The organism is Pseudomonas sp. B21-017, from assembly GCF_024749245.1.
Taxonomy (GTDB): Bacteria; Pseudomonadota; Gammaproteobacteria; order Pseudomonadales; family Pseudomonadaceae; genus Aquipseudomonas.
Genome location: NZ_CP087194.1, coordinates 3,442,159 through 3,465,855, shown reverse-complemented (window position 1 = coordinate 3,465,855; position 23,697 = coordinate 3,442,159). Strand labels below are relative to the sequence as shown.

Annotated in this window: 17 protein-coding genes; 4 read left to right on the top strand and 13 right to left on the bottom strand. The window is 56.3% G+C overall.

Going from position 1 to position 23,697, the window contains the following annotated elements; translation table 11 throughout:
- Positions 1-63: 63 nt before the first annotated feature.
- From LOY28_RS15590 to LOY28_RS15540, 11 genes are all read right to left on the bottom strand, one after another.
- On the bottom strand, positions 64-1,539 hold the full coding sequence (locus tag LOY28_RS15590) for a mannitol dehydrogenase family protein (RefSeq protein ID WP_258612086.1): 1,476 nt from the start codon (positions 1,537-1,539) through the stop codon (positions 64-66).
- A gap of 16 nt (positions 1,540-1,555) precedes the next feature.
- Complete coding sequence (locus tag LOY28_RS15585; RefSeq protein ID WP_086944234.1) at positions 1,556-2,659, bottom strand: ABC transporter ATP-binding protein; 1,104 nt, start codon at positions 2,657-2,659, stop codon at positions 1,556-1,558.
- Positions 2,660-2,691: 32 nt separating this feature from the next.
- Entirely contained in the window at positions 2,692-3,522 is an 831-nt protein-coding gene (locus LOY28_RS15580; RefSeq protein WP_018926039.1) for a carbohydrate ABC transporter permease, read from the bottom strand.
- A gap of 10 nt (positions 3,523-3,532) precedes the next feature.
- Positions 3,533-4,462, bottom strand: coding sequence for a carbohydrate ABC transporter permease (locus tag LOY28_RS15575; RefSeq protein ID WP_064618053.1), 930 nt, complete (start codon positions 4,460-4,462; stop codon positions 3,533-3,535).
- Positions 4,463-4,644: 182 nt separating this feature from the next.
- Positions 4,645-5,955 carry a sugar ABC transporter substrate-binding protein gene (locus LOY28_RS15570; RefSeq protein WP_018926037.1) on the bottom strand — a complete coding sequence of 437 codons (1,311 nt, stop codon included), beginning with the start codon at positions 5,953-5,955 and terminating at the stop codon, positions 4,645-4,647.
- Positions 5,956-6,243: 288 nt separating this feature from the next.
- Positions 6,244-7,149: an AraC family transcriptional regulator gene (locus LOY28_RS15565; RefSeq protein WP_258612085.1), complete on the bottom strand. Its 906-nt coding sequence runs from the start codon at positions 7,147-7,149 to the stop codon at positions 6,244-6,246.
- Between the two features lie 80 nt (positions 7,150-7,229).
- Positions 7,230-8,111: a phosphatidylinositol-specific phospholipase C domain-containing protein gene (locus tag LOY28_RS15560; protein ID WP_258612084.1), complete on the bottom strand. Its 882-nt coding sequence runs from the start codon at positions 8,109-8,111 to the stop codon at positions 7,230-7,232.
- A gap of 189 nt (positions 8,112-8,300) precedes the next feature.
- On the bottom strand, positions 8,301-9,167 hold the full coding sequence (locus LOY28_RS15555) for a phospholipase (protein ID WP_111453624.1): 867 nt from the start codon (positions 9,165-9,167) through the stop codon (positions 8,301-8,303).
- A 149-nt stretch (positions 9,168-9,316) separates the two neighbouring features.
- Positions 9,317-10,612, bottom strand: a complete 1,296-nt coding sequence (locus LOY28_RS15550) for a glycosyltransferase (protein ID WP_064618045.1) — start codon at positions 10,610-10,612, stop codon at positions 9,317-9,319.
- A gap of 146 nt (positions 10,613-10,758) precedes the next feature.
- Positions 10,759-14,550 (bottom strand): hypothetical protein, encoded by a 3,792-nt coding sequence (locus LOY28_RS15545; RefSeq protein ID WP_258612083.1) that lies wholly within the window; start codon positions 14,548-14,550, stop codon positions 10,759-10,761.
- A 200-nt stretch (positions 14,551-14,750) separates the two neighbouring features.
- Positions 14,751-15,113, bottom strand: coding sequence for a response regulator (locus LOY28_RS15540; RefSeq protein WP_018926031.1), 363 nt, complete (start codon positions 15,111-15,113; stop codon positions 14,751-14,753).
- Between the two features lie 258 nt (positions 15,114-15,371).
- On the opposite strand from LOY28_RS15540, the gene LOY28_RS15535 reads away from it, so the two are divergent.
- The 4 genes from LOY28_RS15535 to LOY28_RS15520 all read left to right on the top strand — a co-directional run bounded on the left by LOY28_RS15535 (position 15,372) and on the right by LOY28_RS15520 (position 21,390).
- Positions 15,372-18,863 (top strand): response regulator, encoded by a 3,492-nt coding sequence (locus tag LOY28_RS15535; RefSeq protein WP_258612082.1) that lies wholly within the window; start codon positions 15,372-15,374, stop codon positions 18,861-18,863.
- Positions 18,863-19,675 (top strand): protein-glutamate O-methyltransferase CheR, encoded by an 813-nt coding sequence (locus tag LOY28_RS15530; protein ID WP_018926029.1) that lies wholly within the window; start codon positions 18,863-18,865, stop codon positions 19,673-19,675. Before LOY28_RS15535 ends, LOY28_RS15530 begins: the two co-directional genes overlap by 1 nt.
- A gap of 78 nt (positions 19,676-19,753) precedes the next feature.
- Positions 19,754-20,968, top strand: coding sequence for a hybrid sensor histidine kinase/response regulator (locus tag LOY28_RS15525; protein WP_018926028.1), 1,215 nt, complete (start codon positions 19,754-19,756; stop codon positions 20,966-20,968).
- Positions 20,969-21,012: 44 nt separating this feature from the next.
- Positions 21,013-21,390 (top strand): response regulator, encoded by a 378-nt coding sequence (locus LOY28_RS15520; RefSeq protein WP_018926027.1) that lies wholly within the window; start codon positions 21,013-21,015, stop codon positions 21,388-21,390.
- A gap of 85 nt (positions 21,391-21,475) precedes the next feature.
- Here LOY28_RS15520 and LOY28_RS15515 read toward each other — a convergent pair whose 3' ends face one another.
- Both LOY28_RS15515 and LOY28_RS15510 read right to left on the bottom strand, forming a co-directional pair.
- On the bottom strand, positions 21,476-22,531 hold the full coding sequence (locus tag LOY28_RS15515; protein WP_018926026.1) for a tetratricopeptide repeat protein: 1,056 nt from the start codon (positions 22,529-22,531) through the stop codon (positions 21,476-21,478).
- Between the two features lie 76 nt (positions 22,532-22,607).
- Complete coding sequence (locus LOY28_RS15510) at positions 22,608-23,507, bottom strand: bestrophin family protein (protein WP_111453630.1); 900 nt, start codon at positions 23,505-23,507, stop codon at positions 22,608-22,610.
- Between the last annotated feature and the right edge of the window lie 190 nt (positions 23,508-23,697).

Here is a 23,697-nt window from a genome sequence, read left to right as displayed (position 1 = left end):
GTCCGCTTCTGGATGGGACGCGGAGCGTCCCGGGCTGCATTCCCACGCAGAGCGTGGGAATAATCAGACGGCCAGCACTCGTTCGAGCGTCTGCGTCACGCCAACTTCCCGCAAGCTGTTACAGCACCACTCGAACGCCGCGACGAACTCTGGCGAACGCGGAATCGCCGTGCCGAAAATCTCCTCAACCTCCAGCAGCCGCTGGGTGATCAATGCATCATCGGCCACCAGCGCCTGACAGAACGCCGCCCGCGGATCCGGAATTGCATAGGTCTGACCGTTCTCATCCACGCCTTTGAGGTACAGCGCCCAGGCCGCCACCACCAGCGCCGCACGTTTGGTCTCGCGGCCGTCGGCGATCAAGCGGTTGAGGGTCGGCACGGTGAATTTCGGAAACTTAGATGAGCCGTCCGAACACACCCGCTCCAGTTGATCGGCAATCGCCTGATTGGAGAAGCGCGCCACCAGGGTGTTTTTGTACTCGGTCAAATCGATGCCCGGCACCGGCGCCAGTTGCGGCGTCACGTCCAGGTCCATGTAGGCGCGCATGTAGCGCACGAACAGCGGGTCGTTCATGGTTTCGTGAACGAAGCGGTAACCCTTCAAAAAACCCAGATAAGTCAGGGCCAGGTGACTGCCGTTGAGCAGTTTGATCTTCATCTCTTCGTAAGGCGTGACGTCGTCGGTGAACTGCACGCCGACTTTTTCCCAGGCCGGGCGACCGTTGACGAATTTATCTTCCAGCACCCACTGCACAAACGGTTCGCAGACCACTGGCCAGGCGTCGTCAATGCTGTGTTTGTCGTGCAATTGCAGGCGATGCTGGATGCTGGTCATCGGCGTGATGCGGTCGACCATGGCGTTGGGGAAGCTGACGTTGCGCTCGATCCAGTCGCGCAGGTCGGCATCGCGCAGGGCGGCGAATGCGAGCAAGGCTTTGCGGGTCACCGCGCCGTTGTGCGGCAGGTTATCGCAGGACATCAGCGTGAACGCGGGCGTGCCGGCGGCACGCCGTTTGGCCAGCGCGGCGCAGAGGAAGCCGAACACGGTTTTCGGCGTGTTCGGATTGCTCAGGTCGTGCTGGATCTGTGGCAGATGCGTCATGAACTCGCCGTTGCTGTCGTCGATGCAGTAGCCGCCCTCGGTGATGGTCAGCGAGACGATGCGGATCTCGGGGCTGGCCAGTTTATCGATCAGCGCCTCGGCGCCGTCTTCGGCCAGCAGCATGTCGCGGATCGCGCCGATGACTCGCACTTCGGTGTCGTCGGTATCGCCGAGTTCAAACAAGGTGAACAGGTAATCCTGTTCTTTGAGATCGTCCCGGGCACGACGGTCTTCGGCGCGCAGGCCAACCCCGCAGATGGCCCAGTCCAGTGCTTCGCCGGTGTTCATCAAGGCGTCGGTGTAGTACGCCTGATGTGCGCGGTGGAAACCGCCGACGCCAATGTGCGCGATGCCCTGGCGGGTGTCGCTCAGGGTGTAGGCGGGCAGGGCCACCTCGGGGGCGAGGCGGTTGAGGTTGGACTTGTTCAGTTTCATCGCATGTTCTCTGATATCAGGCTGCGGCGCGCAGTGGACGAGTCAGCGCCACGCCGTTGGCATCGAATAAATGGCAGTGTTCGGCGTCCAGGTGCAGGCTCAGGGTTTCGCCATAACGGCTGGCCAGATCGCCGCGAACGCGCATGGTCAACGCTTCGCCGGACGACGTCAGCACATGGCAGAAGGTGTCGCTGCCCAAACGTTCGCTGACATCGGCGGTGACTTGCAACGTGCAGTCGCCAGGTTGCGCCAACTCCAGGTGTTCCGGGCGAATGCCCAGGGTCACCGCGCCGCCGACGCTCAGGTTGGCCGCGCTCAGCGGCAGAGTGATGCGGGTGCCGGCGTCCAGCAGCACTTCGCAGCCCCGGCTTTCAATACGGGTGACTTTGCCTTTGAGGAAGCCCATTTTCGGTGTGCCGAGAAAACCTGCGACAAACAGGTTGGCCGGCTGGTGATACAGGTCCAGTGGCGAACCGACCTGCTCGATCTTACCGCCATTGAGCACGACGACTTTGTCGGCCATGGTCATGGCTTCGACCTGATCGTGGGTCACGTAGATCATGGTGGCTTGCAGTTCTTTGTGCAGGCGCAACAGTTCCAGGCGCATTTGCACCCGCAGGGCGGCGTCGAGGTTGGACAGCGGTTCGTCGAACAGGAAAATTTTCGGGTTGCGCACGATGGCCCGGCCGATCGCTACGCGCTGACGCTGACCGCCGGACAGCTGTTTCGGTTTACGTTCGAGCATCGGCCCGAGCTCCAGGATGCGCGCTGCTTCGCCGACCTTCTTCTCGACTTCGGCTTTCGCTACACCGGCCAGGTCGAGGGCGAACGACATGTTTTTACGCACGCTCATGTGCGGGTACAGGGCGTAGGTCTGGAACACCATCGCCAGGTCGCGCTTGGCCGGGCTGACTTCGGTGATGTCGCGGCCATCGAGCTCGATGGTGCCGCCGCTGACTTCTTCAAGGCCGGCGATCAGCCGCAGCAGGGTGGACTTGCCGCAACCCGACGGGCCGACGAACACCACGAATTCCTTGTCGTTCACTTCCAGGTCGATGCCTTTGATAATAGAAAAACCTTCGAAGCCTTTTTGCAGATTTTTGATTTTCAGGTTGGCCATGATGGCGCTCCGTTATGTTTATTCTTTGAGGGCTATTTCACGGCGCCAAACGACAGGCCGCGGACCAGCTGTTTCTGGCTGATCCAGCCGAAGATCAGGATCGGCGCGCAAGCCAGGGTCGACACCGCCGACAACTTGGCCCAGAACAAACCTTCGGGGCTTGAGTAAGAGGCGATCAGTGCGGTCAGTGGCGCGGCTTTGGACGAGGTCAGGTTCAGCGACCAGAACGCCTCGTTCCAGCACAGGATCAGCGACAGCAACACCGTGGAAGCCAAGCCGCCCTTAGCGATCGGCAGCAGCACCCGGACCATTTCCTGCCACAGGGTGGCGCCGTCCAGGCGTGCAGCTTCGAGGATGTCCTTGGGGATGTCTTTGAAGTAGGTGTAAACCATCCAGACCACGATCGGCAGGTTGATCAGCGTGTAGATCACGATCAGCGCGATTCGCGTATCCAGCAGGCCAAAGCTCTTGGCCAACAGGTAGATCGGCATCAGCACGCCCACTGGCGGCAGCATCTTGGTGGAGAGCATCCACAGCAACGTGCCTTTGGTGCGCTGGGTTTCGTAGAACGCCATGGAGTAGGCGGCCGGCACCGCGATCAGCAGGCACAATGCCGTGGCGCTAAAGGAAATCACCACCGAGTTCCAGGCGAAGCTGAAGTAATCGCTACGCTCGTTGATGTGCAGGTAGTTCGAAAGCGTCGGCGTGAAGATGAACTGCGGTGGCGTGGCGAAGGCGTCGATTTCGGTCTTGAAACTGGTCAGCACCATCCAGAAGATCGGGAAGAAAATCAGGATCGCGATGGCCCAGGCCAGGGTGCCGAGCAGCAGGCTTTGCAGACGACGGGATTGTTGAAGAGTCATGGCGCGGGCCTCAGGCTTTGTCTGTCAGGTTTTTGCCGATCATGCGCACCAGCACAATGGCCGCGATGTTGGCAATCACCACCGCGATCAAGCCACCGGCGGAGGCCATGCCGACGTCGAACTGCACCAGCGCCTGGTTGTAGATCAGGTAGGCGAGGTTGGTCGAGGCGTAACCGGGGCCACCGTTGGTGGTGGTGAAGATTTCGGCGAACACCGACAGCAGGAAGATGGTTTCGATCATCACCACCACCGCAATCGGCCGGGCCAGGTGTGGCAAGGTCAGGTGCCAGAAAATCGCGATCGGGCCGGCACCGTCCAGGCGCGCTGCTTCCTTTTGTTCCTGGTCGAGGGACTGCATGGCAGTCATCAGGATCAGGATCGCGAAGGGCAGCCATTGCCAGGACACAATGATGATGATCGACAGCAGCGGGTAGTGCGCCAGCCAGTCCACCGGCTGCGCGCCGAACAGCTTCCAGATGTAGGCGAGAATTCCCGAGACCGGGTGAAAGATCAGGTTCTTCCAGATCAGTGCACCGACGGTGGGCATGATGAAGAACGGCGAGATCAACATCACCCGCACGATGCCGCGACCGAGAAACTCACTGGCCTCCAGCAACGCGCTGATCAACACGCCGAACACCACGCTGATCAGCAACACACTGCCCACCAGCAACAGGGTATTGGTGGCGCCGGGCAGGAAACCCGAATCGCTCAGGAAGTAGCTGAAGTTCTCCAGCCCCACGAATTCGTTTTCGCCGGGGTAGAGCAGGTTGTAGCGGATCATCGAAAAGTAAATGGTCATGCCCAACGGCACGATCATCCACAGCAGCAGCAACGCCACCGAGGGGCTGACCAGAAACCAGCCGGGGTTGGTCAACCGGCTTTTACGCACCGGTTGCGGGATGTCCATGTGAGCTTTGACAGTGGTTGAAGTATTCATGGCGATCAGAACCGATTGGGAACAGACAAATGAAGATCAACTGTAGGGGCGAGGCTTGTGTGGTGAGGGAGCTTGCTCCCGCTGGGTCGCGAAGCGGCCCCAAAAGCTTTGCGACTGCTGCGCAGTCGAACGGGAGCAAGCTCCCTCGCCACACAAGCCGACCCCTACATGGGGGGCGCTGGTTATTTGGGATAACCGGCGCGCTTCATCTCACGTTCGGTGGTTGACTGGGCGGCGGTCAGGGCCTGGTCGACCGTGGTCTGGCCGATCAGCGCCGCTGAGAACAGCTTGCCGACCTGGGTGCCCACGGCCTGGAATTCAGGAATGGTTACCAGTTGGATACCGATGTAGGGCACAGGCTTTTGCGACGGTTGGCTCGGGTCCGCGGCTTTCAGCGATTCCAGCGTCACCTTGGCGAACGGCGCGGCATTCATGTAAGCCTCTGTGTAGGTCGAGGCGCGAGTGCCTGGTGGCACGTTGGCGATGCCGTCTTTTTCCGCGACCAGGGCTCCGTACTCCTTGGACGTGGCCCAGGCGCTGAAGGTTTTCGCCGCTTCCTTGGCCTTGGAACTGGTTGGGATAGCCAGTGCCCAGGAATACAGCCAGGCCGAACCTTTGTCGGTGATCTGATGCGGCGCGTAAGTAAAGCCGACGTGGTCGCTGACTTTGCTTTGGGTTTTGTCGGTCACGAACGAGCCGGCCACACTGGCATCGACCCAGATCGCGCACTTGCCGCTGTTGAACAGCGCCAGGTTCTCGTTGAAGCCGTTGCTCGATGCGCCAGGCGGGCCGGACTTTTTCATGGTGTCGACGTAGAAATTCAGCGCATTTTTCCACTCAGGACCGGTGAATTCCGGCTGCCATTTCTCATCGAACCAGCGTGCGCCGTAGGCGTTGGCGACGGTGGTAATCAGCGCCATGTTTTCGCCCCAGCCAGCCTTGCCGCGCAGGCAGATGCCGTACTGTTCTTTATCTTTATGGGTGAGTTTGCTGGCGAATTCGCCGATCTGTTCCCAGGTCGGGCGCTCCGGCATGGTCAGCCCGGCTTCCTTGAACAGGTCGGTGCGGTAATAGGTGATGGAGCTTTCAGCGTAGAACGGCAGGGCATAGAGCGAGCCCTTGACCGAAAGACCTTCACGCACCGAAGGGAAAACGTCGTCGAGGGCGTAGTTGGCCGGCAAGTCCTTCATCGGTTCCAGCCAACCCTTGGCACCCCAGAGTGCGGCTTCGTACATGCCGATGGTCAACACATCAAACTGCCCGCCCTGGGTGGCGATGTCGGTGGTCAGGCGTTGGCGCAGGACGTTTTCTTCAAGCACCACCCAATTGAGTTTGATGTCCGGATGCTCGGCTTCGAAGGTTTTCGAGAGCTTTTGCATGCGGATCATGTCGCTGTTGTTGACGGTGGCGATGGTCAGGGTCTGAGCGCCGAGGCTGACGCTGCTGAGGGTCATGCAGGTGAGGGCAAGCAGAGCTTTTACCGAAGGTTGCATCGTGCACTCCTTTTCTGCACCCGGGGGTTACAGAAGGACAGTTATTGTTTTTGTGTCTTCCTGCGGAGGGAAGAATGTGCAGCGATTACAGCCTTCAATTGACAGGCTGACAAATCATCCATCGCACTGTGATCGATACTTTTTTGCACTGGGCTTTGGCGGGGGAGATGCAAGGACAGGCTTTGCAGAGGCGAACGGTCATTGAATTTGTACAGGTTTCATCGGCCTCTTCGCGGGTAAACCTCGCTCCTGCAAAAGCGAGGCTTGCCCGCGAAGGAGATCTAAAAATCAGCCGAGGTTTTGCTCAGTCAACCGTTGCACCGCCAGCCGCCGGTAGTGCGACGGCGTCATGCCCTTGAGTTGCTGAAAACGCCGGTTGAAGTTGGAAATGTTGTTGAAGCCCGACTCGAAACACACATCGGTCACCGTTTTGTCGCCATCGGCCAGCAGCTCGCAGGATTTGCTGATGCGCAGGCGATTGACGAACTCGATGAAGCAGCGTCCGGTGGCCTGTTTGAACACTCGGCTGAAGTAGGTCGGCTTCAGGCCCAGATGCTCGGCCACCTCTTCCAGCGTTAAATCCCTGGCGTAATGGGCAAAGATGTAATCCACCGCCCGGTTGGTACGGTCGATATTGTGTTCATCGGCCAATTGCGGCGTTGTGGCACCGGACAGCAACTGGTAGTCATCGGACGCCGCCAGCAACTCCAGCAGAATGAAAAAATGCCCGAGCCGGGTCATGCCGTGGGTGTCGGCGATGCGCTGCATCAAGGTCATGGCCTGGCGGATGGTGCGCTTGCAGCGAAACTCGATGCCGTACTGCGCGCGCTCCAGCAAGGGCGCAATTGTCTTGAGTTCGGCGAACACCTGATAGCCGCTTTCGAACAGCTCGTCAGTGAAGTTGACCAGCATGTCGCGCTCGGGCACCACTTCGTCTTCGCCCACCTGGCTGATCCAGTTGTGGGGCAGGTTGGGGCCGGTCAGGAACAGTGTTTCCGGGTAGAAGTTACCGATGTAGTCACCGATGAACACCTTGCCGGAGCTGGCGATGATCAGGTGCAGTTCGTATTCCTTGTGGAAATGCCAGCGCACCAGGGGGCAGGGGAATCCGTGTTGGCGATAGATGATGGACAACCCGTTGTGGTCGTCCATCAATTCGTAGGAAGGATCGGTGACTCTGGCTGTTCGGGTCATGTCAGGGCGCTTTTATTGTTATCGCCTCTTGATCATGCCTCTTTCGGGGCGCCTAAGGCCAGCTTGCAACGCGACTGTGCTCAGGCGGGGGCATGCAAGGCATCACCGTATACCGCTTTCATGCTGGTGGCACTCCAGCAGTAACGAACGATTTCGGATTCGTCGAAAAAGTCGGTATTGATGATGCTGCAGCGCGTGACCCAGTCCCGGGTGGGATTGAACCAGTCATTGATGTGGTTTTTGATGTCTTGAGGCCCTCCCAGAAACGCGTAGCTGGTGGCCGATAACGACCATAAAAATGTTTCGTAAGGCGCGTCTTTGAGTGTGTTGGAAATATGGGTTTTCAAATCCTCGGTGTCGGTAAACCGCTTGTTGATCCACTTGTGTGCAATACGCGGCCAGAAATAATTCTCATCCAGTTCCCGCCGTACGGGCGCCGCTAATATCACCCTGCGGCGAGCACTGATCCGCTTGAGCTCGCCGATCGTTTTTGTGGCGTTGTCGGGCGGTATCACTCGCTGTCCGAGTTGGCTGACCAGAAGCTCATTGAGTTTCTGATAGTCAAAGCGATTGTTACCGTCCCCTAGCTGATGAAAGTCCAAAACCACGAATTCATCCGGGTTTCGGTCCAGGAAAGATGAAACTGCGCTGATGAGTTCATCGAGAACCCGATGTGATTGATATCCATGGTGATGGAAATAGAAAATCGACTGCTCAGCCCCATCGGTGTAGCCCAGGCGGATATCGAATGCCCGTGCGCCATTGGACAATTGCCATGCAAATGAACCGTTTTGACATGTCGTCCAGTTGCCGACGACCACCTCATAATTAGGCGCCTGTTTATCCATGCCGGCGTTATGGGCGCCGGGCCAGATAACATCAGTCAGTTTTATACGATCGATGTCGAGGGCATTACTCATCCATTTTTGTTTATCCAGCGTGATTACTGCGTTATGGGTCATGACAGTTCCTTGTCGTAGACTCGTCCCTTCCATGGAGGGGACGAGGTCCATGTTTAGGGTGTGGCTGCGTGCCATACCTCTATTGCTCGCCTGCGTAGAAAGGCTTTCATGACCCAGCATAGAAGTGCGCGACTGCATTGCCAGTCACGGAAATACTTGCATAAGAATTAATCCTTTAATGGCTCGGCGCTAGTTGGCGCGCTTGGCCGCTTTACTCAGGTTTGCGGTCAGGCAATACGAAACGATGTTGCTTTCTTCAATGAAGTCGACATTGATAATGTTGCACCGTGTTGCCCAGTCGCTTTTATTCGGGTCAAACCACGAATTAAGCTCATCGTGAATATCTACCGGACCACCGAGAGCGCTATAACTGGTCGCGGACAGGGACCATGGTGCCCATGTGCCTGGCGGGAATTTCAGCACTTTTATAATGTGCTGTTCCAACTCGGAGGCACTGGTGAGGCCGTTTCCAGACCATTTGTGCTCGATTTGCTGAATGAACACGTTCTTGTCAATTGCCCAGTGCCAAGGCGCAGCAACCACAACGCGTTGGCTGTCGCTGAGACGTTTGAGTTGGCCGATGCTCAACGAGCGATTTTGGTTGGGAATCAAGCGGTATCCAAGGAAATGGATCATCATCTTATTGAAGTAAGCGTAATCAAAGGTATCCCCATTCAACTCATGAAAATCCAGGATGATGAATTCATTGGGGTTTTCTTGCAGAAATATTTCTACGTCTTTGACAAGGTGCCCAAACGTGCGGCCGTTACGGTAGCCGTTGTGATGAATGCAGAACTTGCCGAGCCCCGGCGCACTGGCGTCATACGTCAAACGGATGTCAAGCACTCGGGAACCATGGCGCAGTTGCGAGTAAAACGATTCGTGCTGACACGCCAGCCAATGGGCGCCTGGGATCAGCGGCCAGGATGCCTTCCAGTCGCTGCCGGCGTTATGGGTGCCTGGCAGTGTCAATTCGGCGAGCGACAAAGTATCAATCGCCGGCGTGGCGCCCATCCAGTTTCTAAATGCGTAGTTGTTCTGAACAATGTTGTCCATTTAATGCTTCCTTGCATAGTTTGATAGGTGTTGTTGGTTGGCCGAAGTGAGTGACTGCCACCCACTTCGGTCAAGAACTTATAAAGGGAAAGAGAGGGGTGATCAATTGTCGTGATAATGCAAGATGTGTGTATTTAGTTGTGTGTAACTTAGGCGGGGTTTCGGTTTTTCGCCTCAATCCATTGCGCCATGTATTGCGTACTTTTATGGTGGTGATGACGCAACATACTACCGGTAAAATTATCGCGTCTAAGTTGAGTCAAGTGCTGTTGGCAGTGCAACAACTTCTTGATCAATGCCGGGCCATGTTCCGACATTTTATATCGATCGGCCAGTAACCTCTGTCCGTGGGATTGGGCCTGCGCCCAAAGCGCTTCATCCTTATACAGGCGCACCGCACAGTCAGCCAGTTCCCGTGCCGTGCGGGCCACGGTCCCAGGCCAGGGATGATTGCCATGCATGGCTTCGGCGCCGATGGGCGTCGTCACCGTGGGGGTGCCACATAACATGGCGTCGACGATCTTGCCTTTGATACCGGCACCGAAGCGTAGAGGCGCCAGACAAATGCGTGCCGCCGACATCACTTGCAAAGCATCTTCTGCCCAGTTCATGACATGAAAGCCCTGGGCCGGGTTGTGCAACGCGGTAGCTTTGGGGGGGGTGTAAGCGCCGTAGATATGCAACTGAGCCGTGGGCAGTTGCTCGCGGATCAACGGCCAGATAGCTGTTTTCATCCAGAGCACCGCATCCCAGTTCGGCGCATGTCGAAAATTGCCGATGCTGAGAAAGTGCGCCCGATCTTCAAAGGCTGTCGGCGGTACGAGCTCAGGTTCGACCATCAGCGGACACCAGTGCAACAAGTTGCGCGGCAGCTTGAACTGCTCGACCAGCAATTCGATCTCCACTTCAGAGATCATCAGGTTCAAGTCGCAACGGTACAGCGCAGCAATCTCCCGTTTGGCGAGATCGGTATCAGCCATCAGTTCGAACTCTTCGCGCAACGCCGGCGCGAACAAGTCGCTGAAATCATTATTGTCGTCATTGACCTTCAAGCGATCCTTGAGGCGCTGATGCCGGGCGTGCCGCAAGCTTTGCAGATCCGATGTCTCGAGGACACGCAGGGCATCGGGACAGTATTTTTCGACCCGCCAGCCAAACTGCTCCTCCATCATGAACTGATCGAACAGCACTATGTCCGGAGCAAGTTCACTGACGAAGTCGTCGAAACTGCTGTTGTTCAATTCAATCGGAATTTCACGAATGCCCAACGCCGTCAGATCAGCCCGATGTTCGCCGGTGCCGGCCGGGCTACTGAAGGTGACGTCCCAGCCTTGCTGCAAGAATGTTTCAAGGATTTGCATGACGTGCCCACCGGCCGCTGAAGAACGGGGCTCGGGCCAGACGTAACCAATGACCAGGACTTTGGTTGCGTTGAGCTGACTCATGACAGTGTTCCTTGGTGTAGGCGAGGAGGGACGAAGAAAAGGCCGCAATTAAACCACAGGAGGCGATTCCTGTGAGTTTGCGGCCGTTTACTTGAGTCGACGGGAGGTCAGCGCCCCCGTTGACAGAGATTTTCTGTTCCAGGCATCTAGGCGAGTGTAGACAGATTAATGATCACAGCCTCCGTGATGTGCTTACCGGTTGCGGTGTCGAACTTGCTCCTCATCCGGCCCAGGTTTTCGAGAAAGCGCGGGTAATTGGCCGATCGTTGATTCAGCAAGCCAATAGCCAGGGCGTAAGAGTCGGCGTTCAGGAGTGCAGGAGCCTCGGCAACGATCTTGGGCAAGTCTTTTTTAAGCTGGTTAAACTCACGGAACCCCTTGTGATCGGCATCCCGCAATGTGAAAGGATCTAATCCTTCCGGATGCTTCGCCAGATTCATCAACTGAGTCACATCGACATCGCCGGCCTTACCAAATGCGGGATCCGGGTTGCCATACATCAGGTCAATCGTACGTTGTGAGCCATGAGACATCTCATGCACCACGCCATCAGCGATCCGTCCTCTGTCGAACCTTTCCTTTTGGAAAAAGTCAGTCATATTGTCCGAGTAGATCTTAATGAATCGACTGTTAACTGAATCGGCAGGGTAATTCGCTGCTTTCCATCGCGCGAAGGTCTCGGGAAGCATTGCCGCCAGCGCGCCGTCCGAAGGTTTTTTTACAATATCTATGTTCTTCAGGGAGATGTGATTGAGGTCTTTTTTCATTTTGCGTAATGCTTCGGTCAGGTGCTCAACAGTTTGAGCGGAACTGTTGCCGAAGAAATACTTTATTACTGCTTTTACTTCGAAATCAGCACTGTTCGCCACCAGTTGATGCAGTGCGGTGTCAATTTTTGTCTGGGCGATCGGTAAGCTTCTTTTGACATAGGCGGAGACGAAGCTATCCGGCAGGAGTTTCTTGCGAACGTAGGACTTGAAACTCAAGTCGAAGTTTTTGAGTTTCTTTCCCCACGGCTGCCCCAGCCGGTTGAGAGCGTACCAGTCATCCTGCATGCGGACCGCAGACACGACGAAAGAATCTCCAGAGCTACCCAGCGGACGCCAGGTTCCTTGTCCGATATCAGTTCGTTGCGCCGCTTTGATCAAGTCATAAGCGTCAGCACTGCCGGTCAGTCTTCGAAGTTGATGGGTTGCACTTTCCAAAGAGTTCAAGCCAGCCCGACTGATACCCAATACACCTTTCTTTAAATACTTTCCGACGCCCAGGATCAGCTCTGGCGTACCGTCCAGCGGGTTGAACACAGAGTGGAGAAACCCTAGGCCCAACTTGGCTAGCGCTCTGGTCTTCGAGGCCGTGGAAACGGCCTTTGCCGCAACGCTAGCGGCTTTTGCGGCGACGCCAACGACCAGCAAAACGGTCATCGCTAGTTCAAGCGTGCAGGACAGCGTACTGCCCCTGTTACGGTCCGGATCGTCGGAGAAGAAGTCTTCGATGCAGGATTTAAAGGGCACAATAATATTAATGAATGTCTCGAATTGTTGTTCTTCCTTTGAGTGTCTTTGCTCCAGTTCCGTTCGGCCCCGTGCGTCTTCTATCAGTTCGTCGTACGTCCAGAGGGGGCGATGCTTCAAAATGAAATTTGTCAGGGGGCTGAATTCTTCGCTTTGATAACTCTCATAATAACCAGGCTTAATAGTGCGTGTTGTTTTTACCGATGCGTTCAATGATCCCAGTTTTTCAATTACCCCATGACTGGACCGGGTGTTGCCTGGTGGAACTCCATGGGTATAGCTCTCTATATCAGTTGGCAAATTGTGGATTTTTTCGGCTTTGCTCAAACTGTTGATGTGATCGGTAAAGTCCAGTCTCGCAGGTTGTGCCAGCAGACCTTCTTTTTGCACAAGTGCTGCCAGTTGAGGGTTCTCCCTGCATTCACCGTGCAAGGTGAACAGTTCATAACAATACAACCGGCCTTCATATTTCGAGCACATCACGACGCCATAGCGACCCGTGGCTTCATCTTTGGATTTCTGTTTTTCCTGAGGAAACAAATCGGGAGGCTGGATGATGGCAACCGAGGGCCGGATAGTGAAGAAAGTGACTTCACCGCACAGCAAACGAACCCGGTCAGCCGGCGGTAACGCCGACAAAGCCAGCTTGACAATACTGGCCATCGCTTTTTCCAATGGCGCATAAGCCTGGTCAAAACGACGTTTGAAAATCCCCTCCGTAGAGACCAGATTAGGCACAAGGTGCGGAAATCTCTGGTAGAGACTAGGGCTTCTTTTCAAATCCCAGTTCAGTGTCCCCAGATGGTTGGACATGTTGAGCTCTACCATGGACATGGCTAACGGCTCGAAATTGTTGAACTCGTGCCAACCCCGTTGTTTCTCGAACAGTATTTTTTCGTCGATGAAATCGCAGTCCGGCACGATCTGCTCAAGTATCTCCCGGGAAATCGCTTTTCGGCTGGGCAGTGGGGTCGATAACGTGGCGACTGCTTGCGAATAGGCATCCGCAAAGGTCTGATAAGCCTCAATGGCACGATCACCAGAACCTTTATAGTCACTGATCACCTGCTCAAGAGTAATCACGTTGTTCAACAGCGCCCAGTCAATAATCGGGTCTACTGATAGCACGCTGTGCAGAATTTCCTGCTCGTTGTTGACTGGCTCAATCGCTTCAAGTTGCATGACGTTTGCAAATGTCATGGAAAGCACGGAGCCGCAAGCGTTGGCTTCTGCTATGGCAACACCCCGACAGAACGTAATCCATTCGGGGGTGCCCAGTCGCAATGATTCGGGCAGATTTCTTACCAGAAATTCGGGTGCCCTGCCTGCCAGCAGCAAGTAGGCGGCGAGCGTACTGGTGTTAGAAGGAATGTCATGCTCATTCTCAAGATGCCGTTCCAGTTCAGTGAAAACCTCTGGAACCGATTTCTCTATGTTTTCAGGTGCATAAAGGTTGTAACCCGCGATGTGATTTCGACGCTCGTCGCCTCCCGCGTCCGGGTAAATGTCGAGAATAATTGCAGTCATGAGCACCTGCTCGAGGTTCAACTCTGAGACGGACTCACCTGATTTGGATCCGTACCAGTCAAGCGCTTTTAAGTAACTTTCGGACCAGCTTTTGAAATAGGGGTGTACACCCAATTCATGCAGCAGTTCGCGGCAATTCAATCGGTTTGCTGTTTTCGAACGATTTCCCAATGCAATGCTACACAGGTCCACCAGCAGTTTTCCGCGTCCGCCGATGTGCTGAGCGGTCAAGGTACGAATTGTTTGCCTGTCATCCGCCGACAACACCAAAGCCCTGTCCTCACTGCTCGTGATGGCTTCCCAGTAGTTACCCAATGCAGGGGAAGGGTGGTAGTCAAACTCTAGATGTTTGATCAGGTTTTTTATGCGTTTTACATCTTCGGGCAGTTCGTATTCGTGGAATGTGATCCATTGAGCAACACCCAGCCGATTGTCGAAGAACACCACTCTGTCGATGGTTGCTGCAATATCCGCGATTGCAACCAAATCATCATTGAGGTCCGGATCAAGTTTGGTCTTTGCGGTCAATCGTATTTCGCGGCCATTATGGGAAGCGATGATGTGACCTGCATCGACAACATAGAACGAAGCATCGGGATGGACGGAATAGTAGGCGAGCACTTCTTTAAAGGCGGGCTTGTCGATCATGCTCTGCAACATGACAGCGCCGGGGCGCAGCGCCTGTTCGAACGAAGAACCTTCGGTCACTGTAATGAATAGCTCTTCCCAGTCTATCTGCTCATTGTTTTCTTTTCCGGAAATAGCCTTTTTAAGCTGTGCGATGATTTCGCCTCGCTCGATTTTATCGCCCTCAATGCCTTGTTTAAGTCGAGGGGTGATGTCTTGAGGGTTGGATAGTTGCAAATTATAATTCGCAGTTGTGTGCTGTTGGTCCATTGGTAGTTCCTTCTACTGGTTGTTGCTTAAAGGTGTGGGGATCCTCTTTTAGTTTAAGTTATTGGGCAACTGGCATTGTATTAGTGTCTGTTTCAGATGGGGTCATAAAGTTGTTGAGGGTACGGACTGTTCCGTTGCGGAAAAACTAAAAAGCACCGCTCTTTTCAGGAGCAGGTGCTCGGTGCGGCTTAAGCGCTTAGTTACACTTCAAGTATGTCCTTGACCTTATCCCGCAGTTGATCAATCGAGAACGGCTTGCCGATCACATGCATGCCGTCAGGCACCTCGATGCTTTCGGCATAACCGCTGGCGAACAGGATCGGCAACTCGGGGCGCAGCAGGCGTGCCTGTTTCGCCAATTCCCGGCCGTCCATGACCGGCAGCCCCACATCGGTCATCAGCAGGTCGATGTGCTGGTCCTCATCGTTGATGAAATCCAGCGCCTCTTCACAGCCATCGGCCTCAAGTACCCGGTATTCCAGTTCCTCCAGCACATCGACGATCAGCGTGCGCACGATGGCATCGTCTTCGACGACCAGGATGGTGGATGTGTTGGTGGACATAGTGGGGCTCTCAAAGGTTGGATTTACGATAGCGTCGATCGAAATCGCCGGGCTCTTGCATGAGTAAGTGACGGATCACGACAAGTTCCCGAGGCGTTACAAAGAACAATAGCCGCACAAGAGCCGCGAAGAATAACCGCTCCTTTGCGCCGGAGCAGTGAAATGCAGGATATTGCCGAAAAACGTGTCAGAAAAATGGATCCCCTCGGCCGATTTGGGGCAGACTCGATGGCTTCCAACAGTTCGACAAGGCTTCCCATGACCTCTGCGCCTGCGGTTGATGAGCAACGATTCCGTAAACTCCTGAGCCGCAACGTCAGCCTGCCGTTGGGTGTCGGTGTCATCAGCGCGGCGTTCTTTGTCTTGCTGATCACCTATCTGCTGTCGGTGATCCAGTGGGTCCAGCACTCGGACCGGGTGATCAATAATGCCAATGAAGCCGTAAAACTGACCGTCGATCTGGAAACCGGTATGCGCGGTTTCCTGCTCAGTGGCGACGAGCATTTTCTCGAGCCCTATGAGACGGCCAAGCCAAGAATAGTGGCCGCCCTCAATACCTTGCTCGAACTGACCGCGGACAATTCGGTGCAAACCGACCGCTTGCACCGGCTCCAGGCCTTGCAGACGGAATGGGCCAATTACGCGCAATCGATAATCGATTTGCAGCGCGCAGGCGGTGATTACCGCAGCGTCGTCAAGGTCGGGCGCGGCAAACGGTTGACCGATGAGATCCGCAAGCAATTCGAAGACGTGATCGACATGGAGCAGCAGTTGCGTGCCACGCGCAATGAAGAAGTGCGAAGCGCCACAATCTGGAGCATCGCCCTTTATCTGTTGTTCGTAGCCGGTATCAGCGGATTGCTGGCCTATGTCGGCCGCCGGGATCTACTCAACCTGTCCCGCAGCTACAGCGTCAACCTCGCCGCGCAACAGGCCAGCGCCCGGCGTCTGGAACAGCAGGCCTGGTTGCGCAATGGCCAGACCGAACTGGCCGAGCAAGTCCTGGGGCAGTTATCGCTCAATCTGTTGGGCCGCAATATCCTGCAGTTCTGCGCGCAATACCTGGGCAGCGCCGTCGCGGCGATCTATGTCCGTGAGGAGCATGGTGGCCTGAAGCGCATCGCGTCTTACGGTTTCTCCCGGGAACAGGAAGCACTTGAGCAGCAGATTTACAATGGCGAAGGGATTGTCGGCCAGGTGGCGCAACAGGCGCGTCTGATTCGTCTTGATGAGGTGCCAGGGGACTACTTCAAAGTCAGCTCCGGCCTGGGCGACGGTTTACCACGCAGTGTAGTGGCGGTGCCGACCAGCGATGACGATCGCGTCAACGGGGTGATCGAACTCGGTTTCCTGCGACCGCTGACAGATCGTGACATCGAGTTGCTCGAACTGGTTGCCGGCAACATCGGCACCTCGATCGAAGCGGCGCGCTATCGCCAGCGCTTACAGGAAGTGCTGGCCGAAACCCAGCAACTCAACGAAGAGTTGCAGGTTCAGCAAGAAGAGCTCAAGAGCGCCAACGAAGAGCTGGAAGAGCAGTCGCGGGTTCTCAAGGAGTCCCAGGCTCACCTGGAAACCCAGCAGATCGAGCTGGAGCAAACCAACGAGCAACTCGCCGAACAGGCGCAGATCCTGGCCGAGCAACGCGACGCCATGGACCTGAAGAACAGCCAGCTGAATCAGGCCCAGCTCGAGCTCGAGGCCCGCGCCGAAGAATTGCAGCGTGCCAGCAAATACAAATCCGAATTCCTTGCCAACATGTCCCACGAATTGCGCACGCCGCTGAACAGTTCGTTGATTCTGGCGAAATTGCTGGCGGAAAACCCGCAGGAAAACCTCAGCGCCGAGCAGGTCAAGTTCGCCGAGTCGATCTATTCCGCCGGCAACGACTTGCTCAACCTGATCAACGACATTCTCGACATTTCCAAGGTTGAGGCCGGCAAGCTTGAGGTGCGTCCGGAGAACACCAGCGTTGCGCGCCTGGTGGAAGGCCTGCGAGGAATGTTCGAGCCGTTGGCTGCGGACAAGAAACTGGATTTTGAAGTCGAATTGCGCGCTGACGCACCGCTGATGCTGTTCACCGATCGCCAGCGCCTGGAGCAAGTGATCAAGAACCTGTTGTCCAACGCGGTGAAGTTCACCGAAAAGGGCACAGTCAGCCTGATTGTCGCGGCTCAGCCAGGCGAGGGCATCGCCTTTATCGTCCGTGATACCGGGATCGGCATTGCGCCGGATCATCAGGACAGCATTTTTGAAGCCTTCCGTCAGGCCGACGGCACTACTAACCGTCGTTACGGCGGAACCGGCCTGGGCCTGTCGATCTCTCGTGATCTGGCCACCTTGCTGGGCGGCTCCGTCAGCCTGACCAGCACGCCGGGGCAGGGCAGTGTGTTCACCCTGGTGTTGCCGCAGCACTACATCGAACCGGGCGATGCGCCTGTCGAAACGATGAAAGCCACGCCGGTGACCATGCCGCAAGCCATCGTGGTTACCGCGCCTGTACCGCTGGTTGCCGAGGTCGAAGTCGCGCGTTTCGATGATGATCGCTACAAGGCGCCGTTCGCCACTCGTTGCATCCTGGTGGTGGAAGATGAGCCGGACTTTGCGCACATCCTCTACGATCTGGCCCATGAACTCGGTTATCAGTGCCTGGTGGCCTACGGCGCCGATGAAGGCTACGACCTGGCCAGGCAATTCATCCCCGACGCGATCCTGCTGGACATGCGCCTGCCGGATCATTCCGGGCTGACGGTGTTGCAGCGCCTGAAAGAGCAAGCCGAAACCCGGCACATTCCCGTGCATGTGATCTCGGTCGAAGACCGTGTCGAGGCCGCCATGCACATGGGCGCCATCGGTTACGCGGTCAAACCGACTACGCGCGAGGAGCTCAAGGAGGTGTTTGCCCGCCTCGAAGCCAAACTGACCCAGAAGGTCAAACGCATATTGCTGGTCGAAGACGACGATCTGCAGCGTGACAGCATCGCCCGATTGATCGGCGACGAGGACATCGAAATCACTGCCGTCGGCCTGGCGCAGGATGCACTCGATTTGCTGCGCACGACGATTTTCGACTGCATGATCATCGACCTGAAACTGCCGGACATGCTTGGCAACGACTTGCTCAAGCGCATGTCCTGCGAGGATATCTGCTCGTTTCCACCGGTGATCGTCTATACCGGACGCAACCTGACCCGGGACGAAGAGGCCGAGCTGCGCAAGTATTCGCGCTCGATCATCATCAAGGGCGCGCGTTCGCCCGAGCGGTTGCTGGATGAAGTGACACTCTTCTTGCACAAGGTCGAATCCCGCTTATCCCATGAACGCCAGACTATGCTCAAGACCGCCCGCAGCCGCGACAAGGTGTTCGAGGGGCGCAAAGTGCTGCTGGTGGATGACGATGTACGCAATATCTTCGCCCTGACCAGTGCGCTGGAGCAGAAGGGTGCGGTGGTGGTGATTGGCCGTAACGGTCGTGAAGCAATTGAGCGATTAAATGAAGTCGAGGACATCGACCTGGTGCTGATGGACGTGATGATGCCGGAAATGGATGGTTTCGAAGCCACTCTGGAAATCCGCAATGATCCGCGCTGGCGCAAGCTGCCGATCATTGCGGTGACGGCCAAGGCGATGAAGGACGATCAGGAGCGCTGCTTGCAGGCCGGCTCCAACGACTACCTGGCCAAGCCCATCGACCTGGATCGCCTGTTCTCGCTGATTCGTGTGTGGTTACCGAAGATGGAACGCCTCTAATGGAGCGCAGCGAAATCGAACTGAGGTTGTTGATCGAAGCGATCTACCTCAAATACAGCTACGATTTTCGCGATTACTCCGGCGCGTCGATCAAGCGTCGGGTCAACCATGCATTGAGCCAATTCGAGTGCAATACCATCTCGGCGCTGCAAGAGAAGGTCCTGCACGACCCAACCGCGTTCATGCAGCTGCTGCAATTGCTGACGATTCCGGTCAGCGAAATGTTTCGCGACCCTTCGCACTTCCTGGCGCTGCGTCAGGAAGTGGTGCCGCTGCTCAAGACCTATCCGTCGATCAAGGTCTGGATTGCTGGTTGCAGCACCGGCGAAGAGGTCTATTCGATGGCGATCCTGCTGCGCGAAGAAGGCTTGCTGGAGCGCACTATCATCTATGCCACTGACATCAACCCGCGCTCGCTGGATAAAGCCAGGCAGGGGATTTTCTCCCTGCAGAATGTTCGGGCCTACACTCACAATTATCAGCAGGCCGGTGGTCAGCGTTCGTTCGCCGATTACTACACGGCGGCTTATGACTACGCGATTTTCGACAAGAGCCTGTGCGACAACGTAACGTTCGCCGATCACAGCCTGGCCACTGATAGCGTATTCTCCGAAACTCAATTGATTTCGTGTCGTAATGTGCTGATTTACTTCAACAAAAAGCTTCAGGATCGAACGTTCGGCTTGTTTCACGAATCTTTGTGTCATCGGGGCTTTCTGGCACTGGGCAGCAAGGAAACCCTGGATTTTTCGGCCTATGGCAATCAGTTTGAGCCGTTGGTCAAACAAGAAAGGATCTACCGCAAATCATGAACCGTGCAGGTATTCCTTGTGTAGAAGCTATCGTGATCGGTGCTTCGGCCGTCTTCGTGTCGAGCGGGAACAAATCCCATGCTAAGTAATATCCAGGCCAAATTGCTGATCGTCGACGACCTGCCGGAGAACCTGCTGGCGCTTGAGGCGTTGATCAAGCGGCAGGACCTCATCGTCTACAAGGCCTTGTCCGCCGACGAAGCCCTGTCGCTGTTGTTGCAGCACGAATTCGCGCTGGCCATTCTCGATGTGCAGATGCCCGGCATGAACGGCTTTGAGTTGGCCGAGTTGATGCGCGGCACGGAAAAAACCAAAAGCATCCCGATTGTGTTCGTCAGTGCCGCTGGCCGTGATCTGAACTACGCATTCAAGGGCTACGAAAGCGGAGCCGTGGACTTTCTGCACAAGCCGCTGGATGTTCACGCGGTCAAGAGCAAGGTCAATGTCTTCGTCGATCTGTATCGCCAGAGCAAGGCGATGAAGCAACAGGTCGAAGCCCTGGAGCAAAGTCGCCGCGAACAGGGGGCGTTGCTCGAACAGTTGCAGAACACCCAGAAAGAACTGAAGCAGGCGGTGCGCATGCGCGATGACTTCATGTCCATCGTTGCGCATGAAGTCCGTACACCGCTCAATGGCCTGATCCTCGAAACCCAGTTGCGCAAAATGCACCTGGCCCGGGATAACGCCGCGGCGTTCACCCTGGACAAAATGCACGCCATGGTCGAGCGCGACGAACGGCAGATCAAAAGCTTGATCCGCCTGATCGAAGACATGCTTGATGTGTCGCGGATCCGCACCGGCAAGCTTTCTATCCGCCCCAGTCGGTTTGACCTGGTGCAACTGGTGCACAATCTTTTGCAGAACTTCGCACCGCAGGTTGAGGCCGCAGAGTCGTCAGTCAGCTTGATCGCCGACCAGCCCGTGATGGGCGACTGGGACGAGTTTCGTATCGAACAAGTGATTTGCAATCTGCTGACTAATGCGTTGCGCTATGGTGCCAAGAGCGCGATCGACGTTCGCGTGTACAATCACCACGGGCAAGCGCGGGTTGAGGTTCAGGATCGCGGTATCGGGATCGGTGTAGAGAATCAACAGCGCATTTTTCAGCAGTTCGAGCGGGTTTCCACCAGGGCCGTGGTGGCGGGGCTGGGCCTGGGGTTGTTTATTTCGCAGCAGATTGTCGCCGCCCATGGTGGCTCCATTACCGTCGAGAGCCGGATTGGCGAAGGCGCCTTGTTTCGCGTTTGTCTGCCGCTGCAGGAAAACAGCCCGATGAACGCAACCTCTGATTGACCACATGGTCGTATCAGCAGCTATTGACCGAACAAAGGTTTTCCATGAGTGAAGATGCACAAGACGTGGTACTGATCGTTGAAGATGACCCTTCGATTTTGATGGTGCTGTCCGCTTATTTGTCGGGTGAAGGTTACCGAGTGCTGCAAGCCGAAAACGGTGAGCAGGCCTTTGAGATTCTGGCGAGCAAACCGAACCTGGACATGATGATCACCGATTTCCGCCTGCCTGGCGGGATTTCTGGCGTGCAAATCGCCGAACCAGCCGTGAAGCTGCGACCGGAACTCAAGGTGATCTTCATCAGCGGTTACCCGCAGGAAATCCGCGAGACCGACAGCCCGATCACCCGCAAGGCACCGATCCTGGCCAAGCCATTCGATCTGGATGTGTTGCAACAGATCATGCAGGACATGCTCTCCTGAAGCTGCGTCGACGGTTGTGTCGTACGGCCCCCCTGTAGGCGCTGCCGAAGGCTCGGGCCGCGTTCGGACGATCTTTTGATCTTGATTAAAGCCCTTGCTGCAACGCCGGATCATCCGGATTGAGCTGCTCGAGCTGCGCCAACAGGATCTGTACGTTCTGCAACTGCCCGCTTTCCTTCCAATAGTTGATCAACAGCACGCGCGCCTTGCGATCGGCCGGGTGGCGCTGGACGATTTCCTGCAGCTGTTTCTGCGCGGCCTCCAGCTCTTGTTCACCATGCAACGTGGTGGCCAGGTCGTAGCGGTAATCCTTGTTGTCGGGTTCAAGCTCCACGGCTTTGGACAGCCCGAGCAACGCGAACTCACTTTGCCCGTGATGCAGCAACCAGAGCCCCAACGCATGTTGCAAGTAGGCCGAATCGGGCTGGGCCTTTAACTGCTTCGCCAACAATTGCTGGGCGGCATCGCTTTGGCCCAGTCGATCCAGCACGTCAATCTGCATCACCAGTGCCGGCAAGTTGCCGGGCGCCAGTTGCAACGTGCGCTCCAATGCCTGCTGCGCGTCCTTCAGTTCGGCATTGTGCAAATGCAGGCGTGCCAGCTGGTACTGGGTGTCGGCGCTTTCCGGCTGCTGCTTGAGGACCTGCTCCCAAGCGTCAATGGCTTGCTCCAGGGGGCCGAAATACAACCCCAGCTCATCCGGAGACAGCCCCAGCAAGGCGTTGACCGCCGCAAACCGGACGCTTGGGTCGCTGTCATCGAGCAAGGGCCCGAGCAACAGACTTCGCTGTCCATTGGGCACTAAACCGCTGATGCTTTTGATCGCCGCGATGCGTACCTCCGCCGATGGATGTTGCAGGTCCGCATCCGCCAGTTTCAAGGCTTGCGGGCTGGGGTAGTTGGGCAGTTCGGCATGCAGCCAGACGCGGCGCTTGTCGGACAGGTCAGGGCGGCCCAATTGCTGGTAAAGAACCCGCGCCGCCCCCGGTTGACCCATGCGTGCCTGGGTCAGCGCTTCGCTGTAGCCGCGTCGAATTGCCTCCGGCACCACGGGCGTCGTGCTGCGCAAAAAAAACCAGGCAAGGGCGAGGGCAAACAGTGCACAGAGGCTGATGAGCAGATAGCGGCGGGACTGAGGCATGCAGGAATCCGGGAGCTGACAGGCTTTTACAAGGTCACCAGCTTCGGTCAGGCCGGGCTGTGAGTCAAACCCTGGCTCAGTTCAGCACGTAGTCATCGGGCTCAAGGGCCGGTGGCAAGTCGGTTTGCCCCAACGCTGCCAGCACTTCGCGCTCCAGCGTGCGCAAAATCGCATTGCACGGCAGATCGTTCTCATCGAAGCCGAACGGGTCTTCCAGATCGTCGCCAATTTCGTCGAGGCCGAAAAAGGTGTAGCTGACAATGGCGGTAATCACCGGTGTCAGCCAGCCAAGAGATTCGGCCATGGCGAACGGCAACAAGATGCAGAACAGGTAGATGGTGCGGTGCAGCAACAGGGTGTAGGGGAAGGGCAGCGGCGTACTTTTGATGCGTTCGCAACTGGCCTGGACCTGACTGAGGCTGACCAGTCGCGTTTCCAGTTGGGTATAACGCCATTCGCTGATCTGGCCGCGTTCGGCAAGGGCCGAGCACCGGACGCCAATCCGCTGCAAGAGCGCGTCAGTGATGTTCGGATGCTCTGCGTCCACGGCATCCTGCGTCCACGGCTTGATGGCGCTCATCTCGTTTTCAACGCGCAGGCGGGCGATCAGGCCATGGGCGAACCCGCAGAGTTCACGCAGCATAAGTTCACGTTCGGCCGCCTCCATCAGCCCCTGGGTTTGACGAATCAACGATCGCACTTCGATGATCAACTGCCCCAGATGCTTGCGGCCCTCCCACCAGCGGTCGTAGCAGGCATTGTTGCGAAAACTCATGAAGATCGACAACGACAGACCCAGCAGGGTGAACGGCGTGGCGTTGACCTTGGAGAAATACGCCGGGTGCCAGATCTCCACCAGCACGATTACCGACGCCAGCAGGGTCACCAACAGACTGCGCAAGGCAATGCGCTTGGCAATCGAGCCTTTAAGGGAAAACAACATGCCGAGCAGATTCGGCTTGGGACGCACAATCATGGGCAGGGGCTTTATAGAGAGAGTGACGCTTTCGCAGCGATTTCAGCCTAGGGGCATGGGGGGATCCTGTCCAATCGCTTTGGCTGACGAAGTGATCGACAGGCTCTATCGACGCAGGCGTGTCCATCGGCGAAATGGCCTACAGGTCTTGTCGACATTGAAACTCGTCGAAGCAAGGAAGCAATGACTA

What these genes read in the sequence shown, in the direction of transcription:
- LOY28_RS15590 (WP_258612086.1), bottom strand. Translation starts at nt 1,539, where the DNA reads ATGAAACTGAACAAGTCCAACCTCAACCGCCTCGCCCCCGAGGTGGCC.
- LOY28_RS15585 (WP_086944234.1), bottom strand. Translation starts at nt 2,659, where the DNA reads ATGGCCAACCTGAAAATCAAAAATCTGCAAAAAGGCTTCGAAGGTTTT.
- LOY28_RS15580 (WP_018926039.1), bottom strand. Translation starts at nt 3,522, where the DNA reads ATGACTCTTCAACAATCCCGTCGTCTGCAAAGCCTGCTGCTCGGCACC.
- LOY28_RS15575 (WP_064618053.1), bottom strand. Translation starts at nt 4,462, where the DNA reads ATGAATACTTCAACCACTGTCAAAGCTCACATGGACATCCCGCAACCG.
- LOY28_RS15570 (WP_018926037.1), bottom strand. Translation starts at nt 5,955, where the DNA reads ATGCAACCTTCGGTAAAAGCTCTGCTTGCCCTCACCTGCATGACCCTC.
- LOY28_RS15565 (WP_258612085.1), bottom strand. Translation starts at nt 7,149, where the DNA reads ATGACCCGAACAGCCAGAGTCACCGATCCTTCCTACGAATTGATGGAC.
- LOY28_RS15560 (WP_258612084.1), bottom strand. Translation starts at nt 8,111, where the DNA reads ATGACCCATAACGCAGTAATCACGCTGGATAAACAAAAATGGATGAGT.
- LOY28_RS15555 (WP_111453624.1), bottom strand. Translation starts at nt 9,167, where the DNA reads ATGGACAACATTGTTCAGAACAACTACGCATTTAGAAACTGGATGGGC.
- LOY28_RS15550 (WP_064618045.1), bottom strand. Translation starts at nt 10,612, where the DNA reads ATGAGTCAGCTCAACGCAACCAAAGTCCTGGTCATTGGTTACGTCTGG.
- LOY28_RS15545 (WP_258612083.1), bottom strand. Translation starts at nt 14,550, where the DNA reads ATGGACCAACAGCACACAACTGCGAATTATAATTTGCAACTATCCAAC.
- LOY28_RS15540 (WP_018926031.1), bottom strand. Translation starts at nt 15,113, where the DNA reads ATGTCCACCAACACATCCACCATCCTGGTCGTCGAAGACGATGCCATC.
- LOY28_RS15535 (WP_258612082.1), top strand. Translation starts at nt 15,372, where the DNA reads ATGACCTCTGCGCCTGCGGTTGATGAGCAACGATTCCGTAAACTCCTG.
- LOY28_RS15530 (WP_018926029.1), top strand. Translation starts at nt 18,863, where the DNA reads ATGGAGCGCAGCGAAATCGAACTGAGGTTGTTGATCGAAGCGATCTAC.
- LOY28_RS15525 (WP_018926028.1), top strand. Translation starts at nt 19,754, where the DNA reads ATGCTAAGTAATATCCAGGCCAAATTGCTGATCGTCGACGACCTGCCG.
- LOY28_RS15520 (WP_018926027.1), top strand. Translation starts at nt 21,013, where the DNA reads ATGAGTGAAGATGCACAAGACGTGGTACTGATCGTTGAAGATGACCCT.
- LOY28_RS15515 (WP_018926026.1), bottom strand. Translation starts at nt 22,531, where the DNA reads ATGCCTCAGTCCCGCCGCTATCTGCTCATCAGCCTCTGTGCACTGTTT.
- LOY28_RS15510 (WP_111453630.1), bottom strand. Translation starts at nt 23,507, where the DNA reads ATGATTGTGCGTCCCAAGCCGAATCTGCTCGGCATGTTGTTTTCCCTT.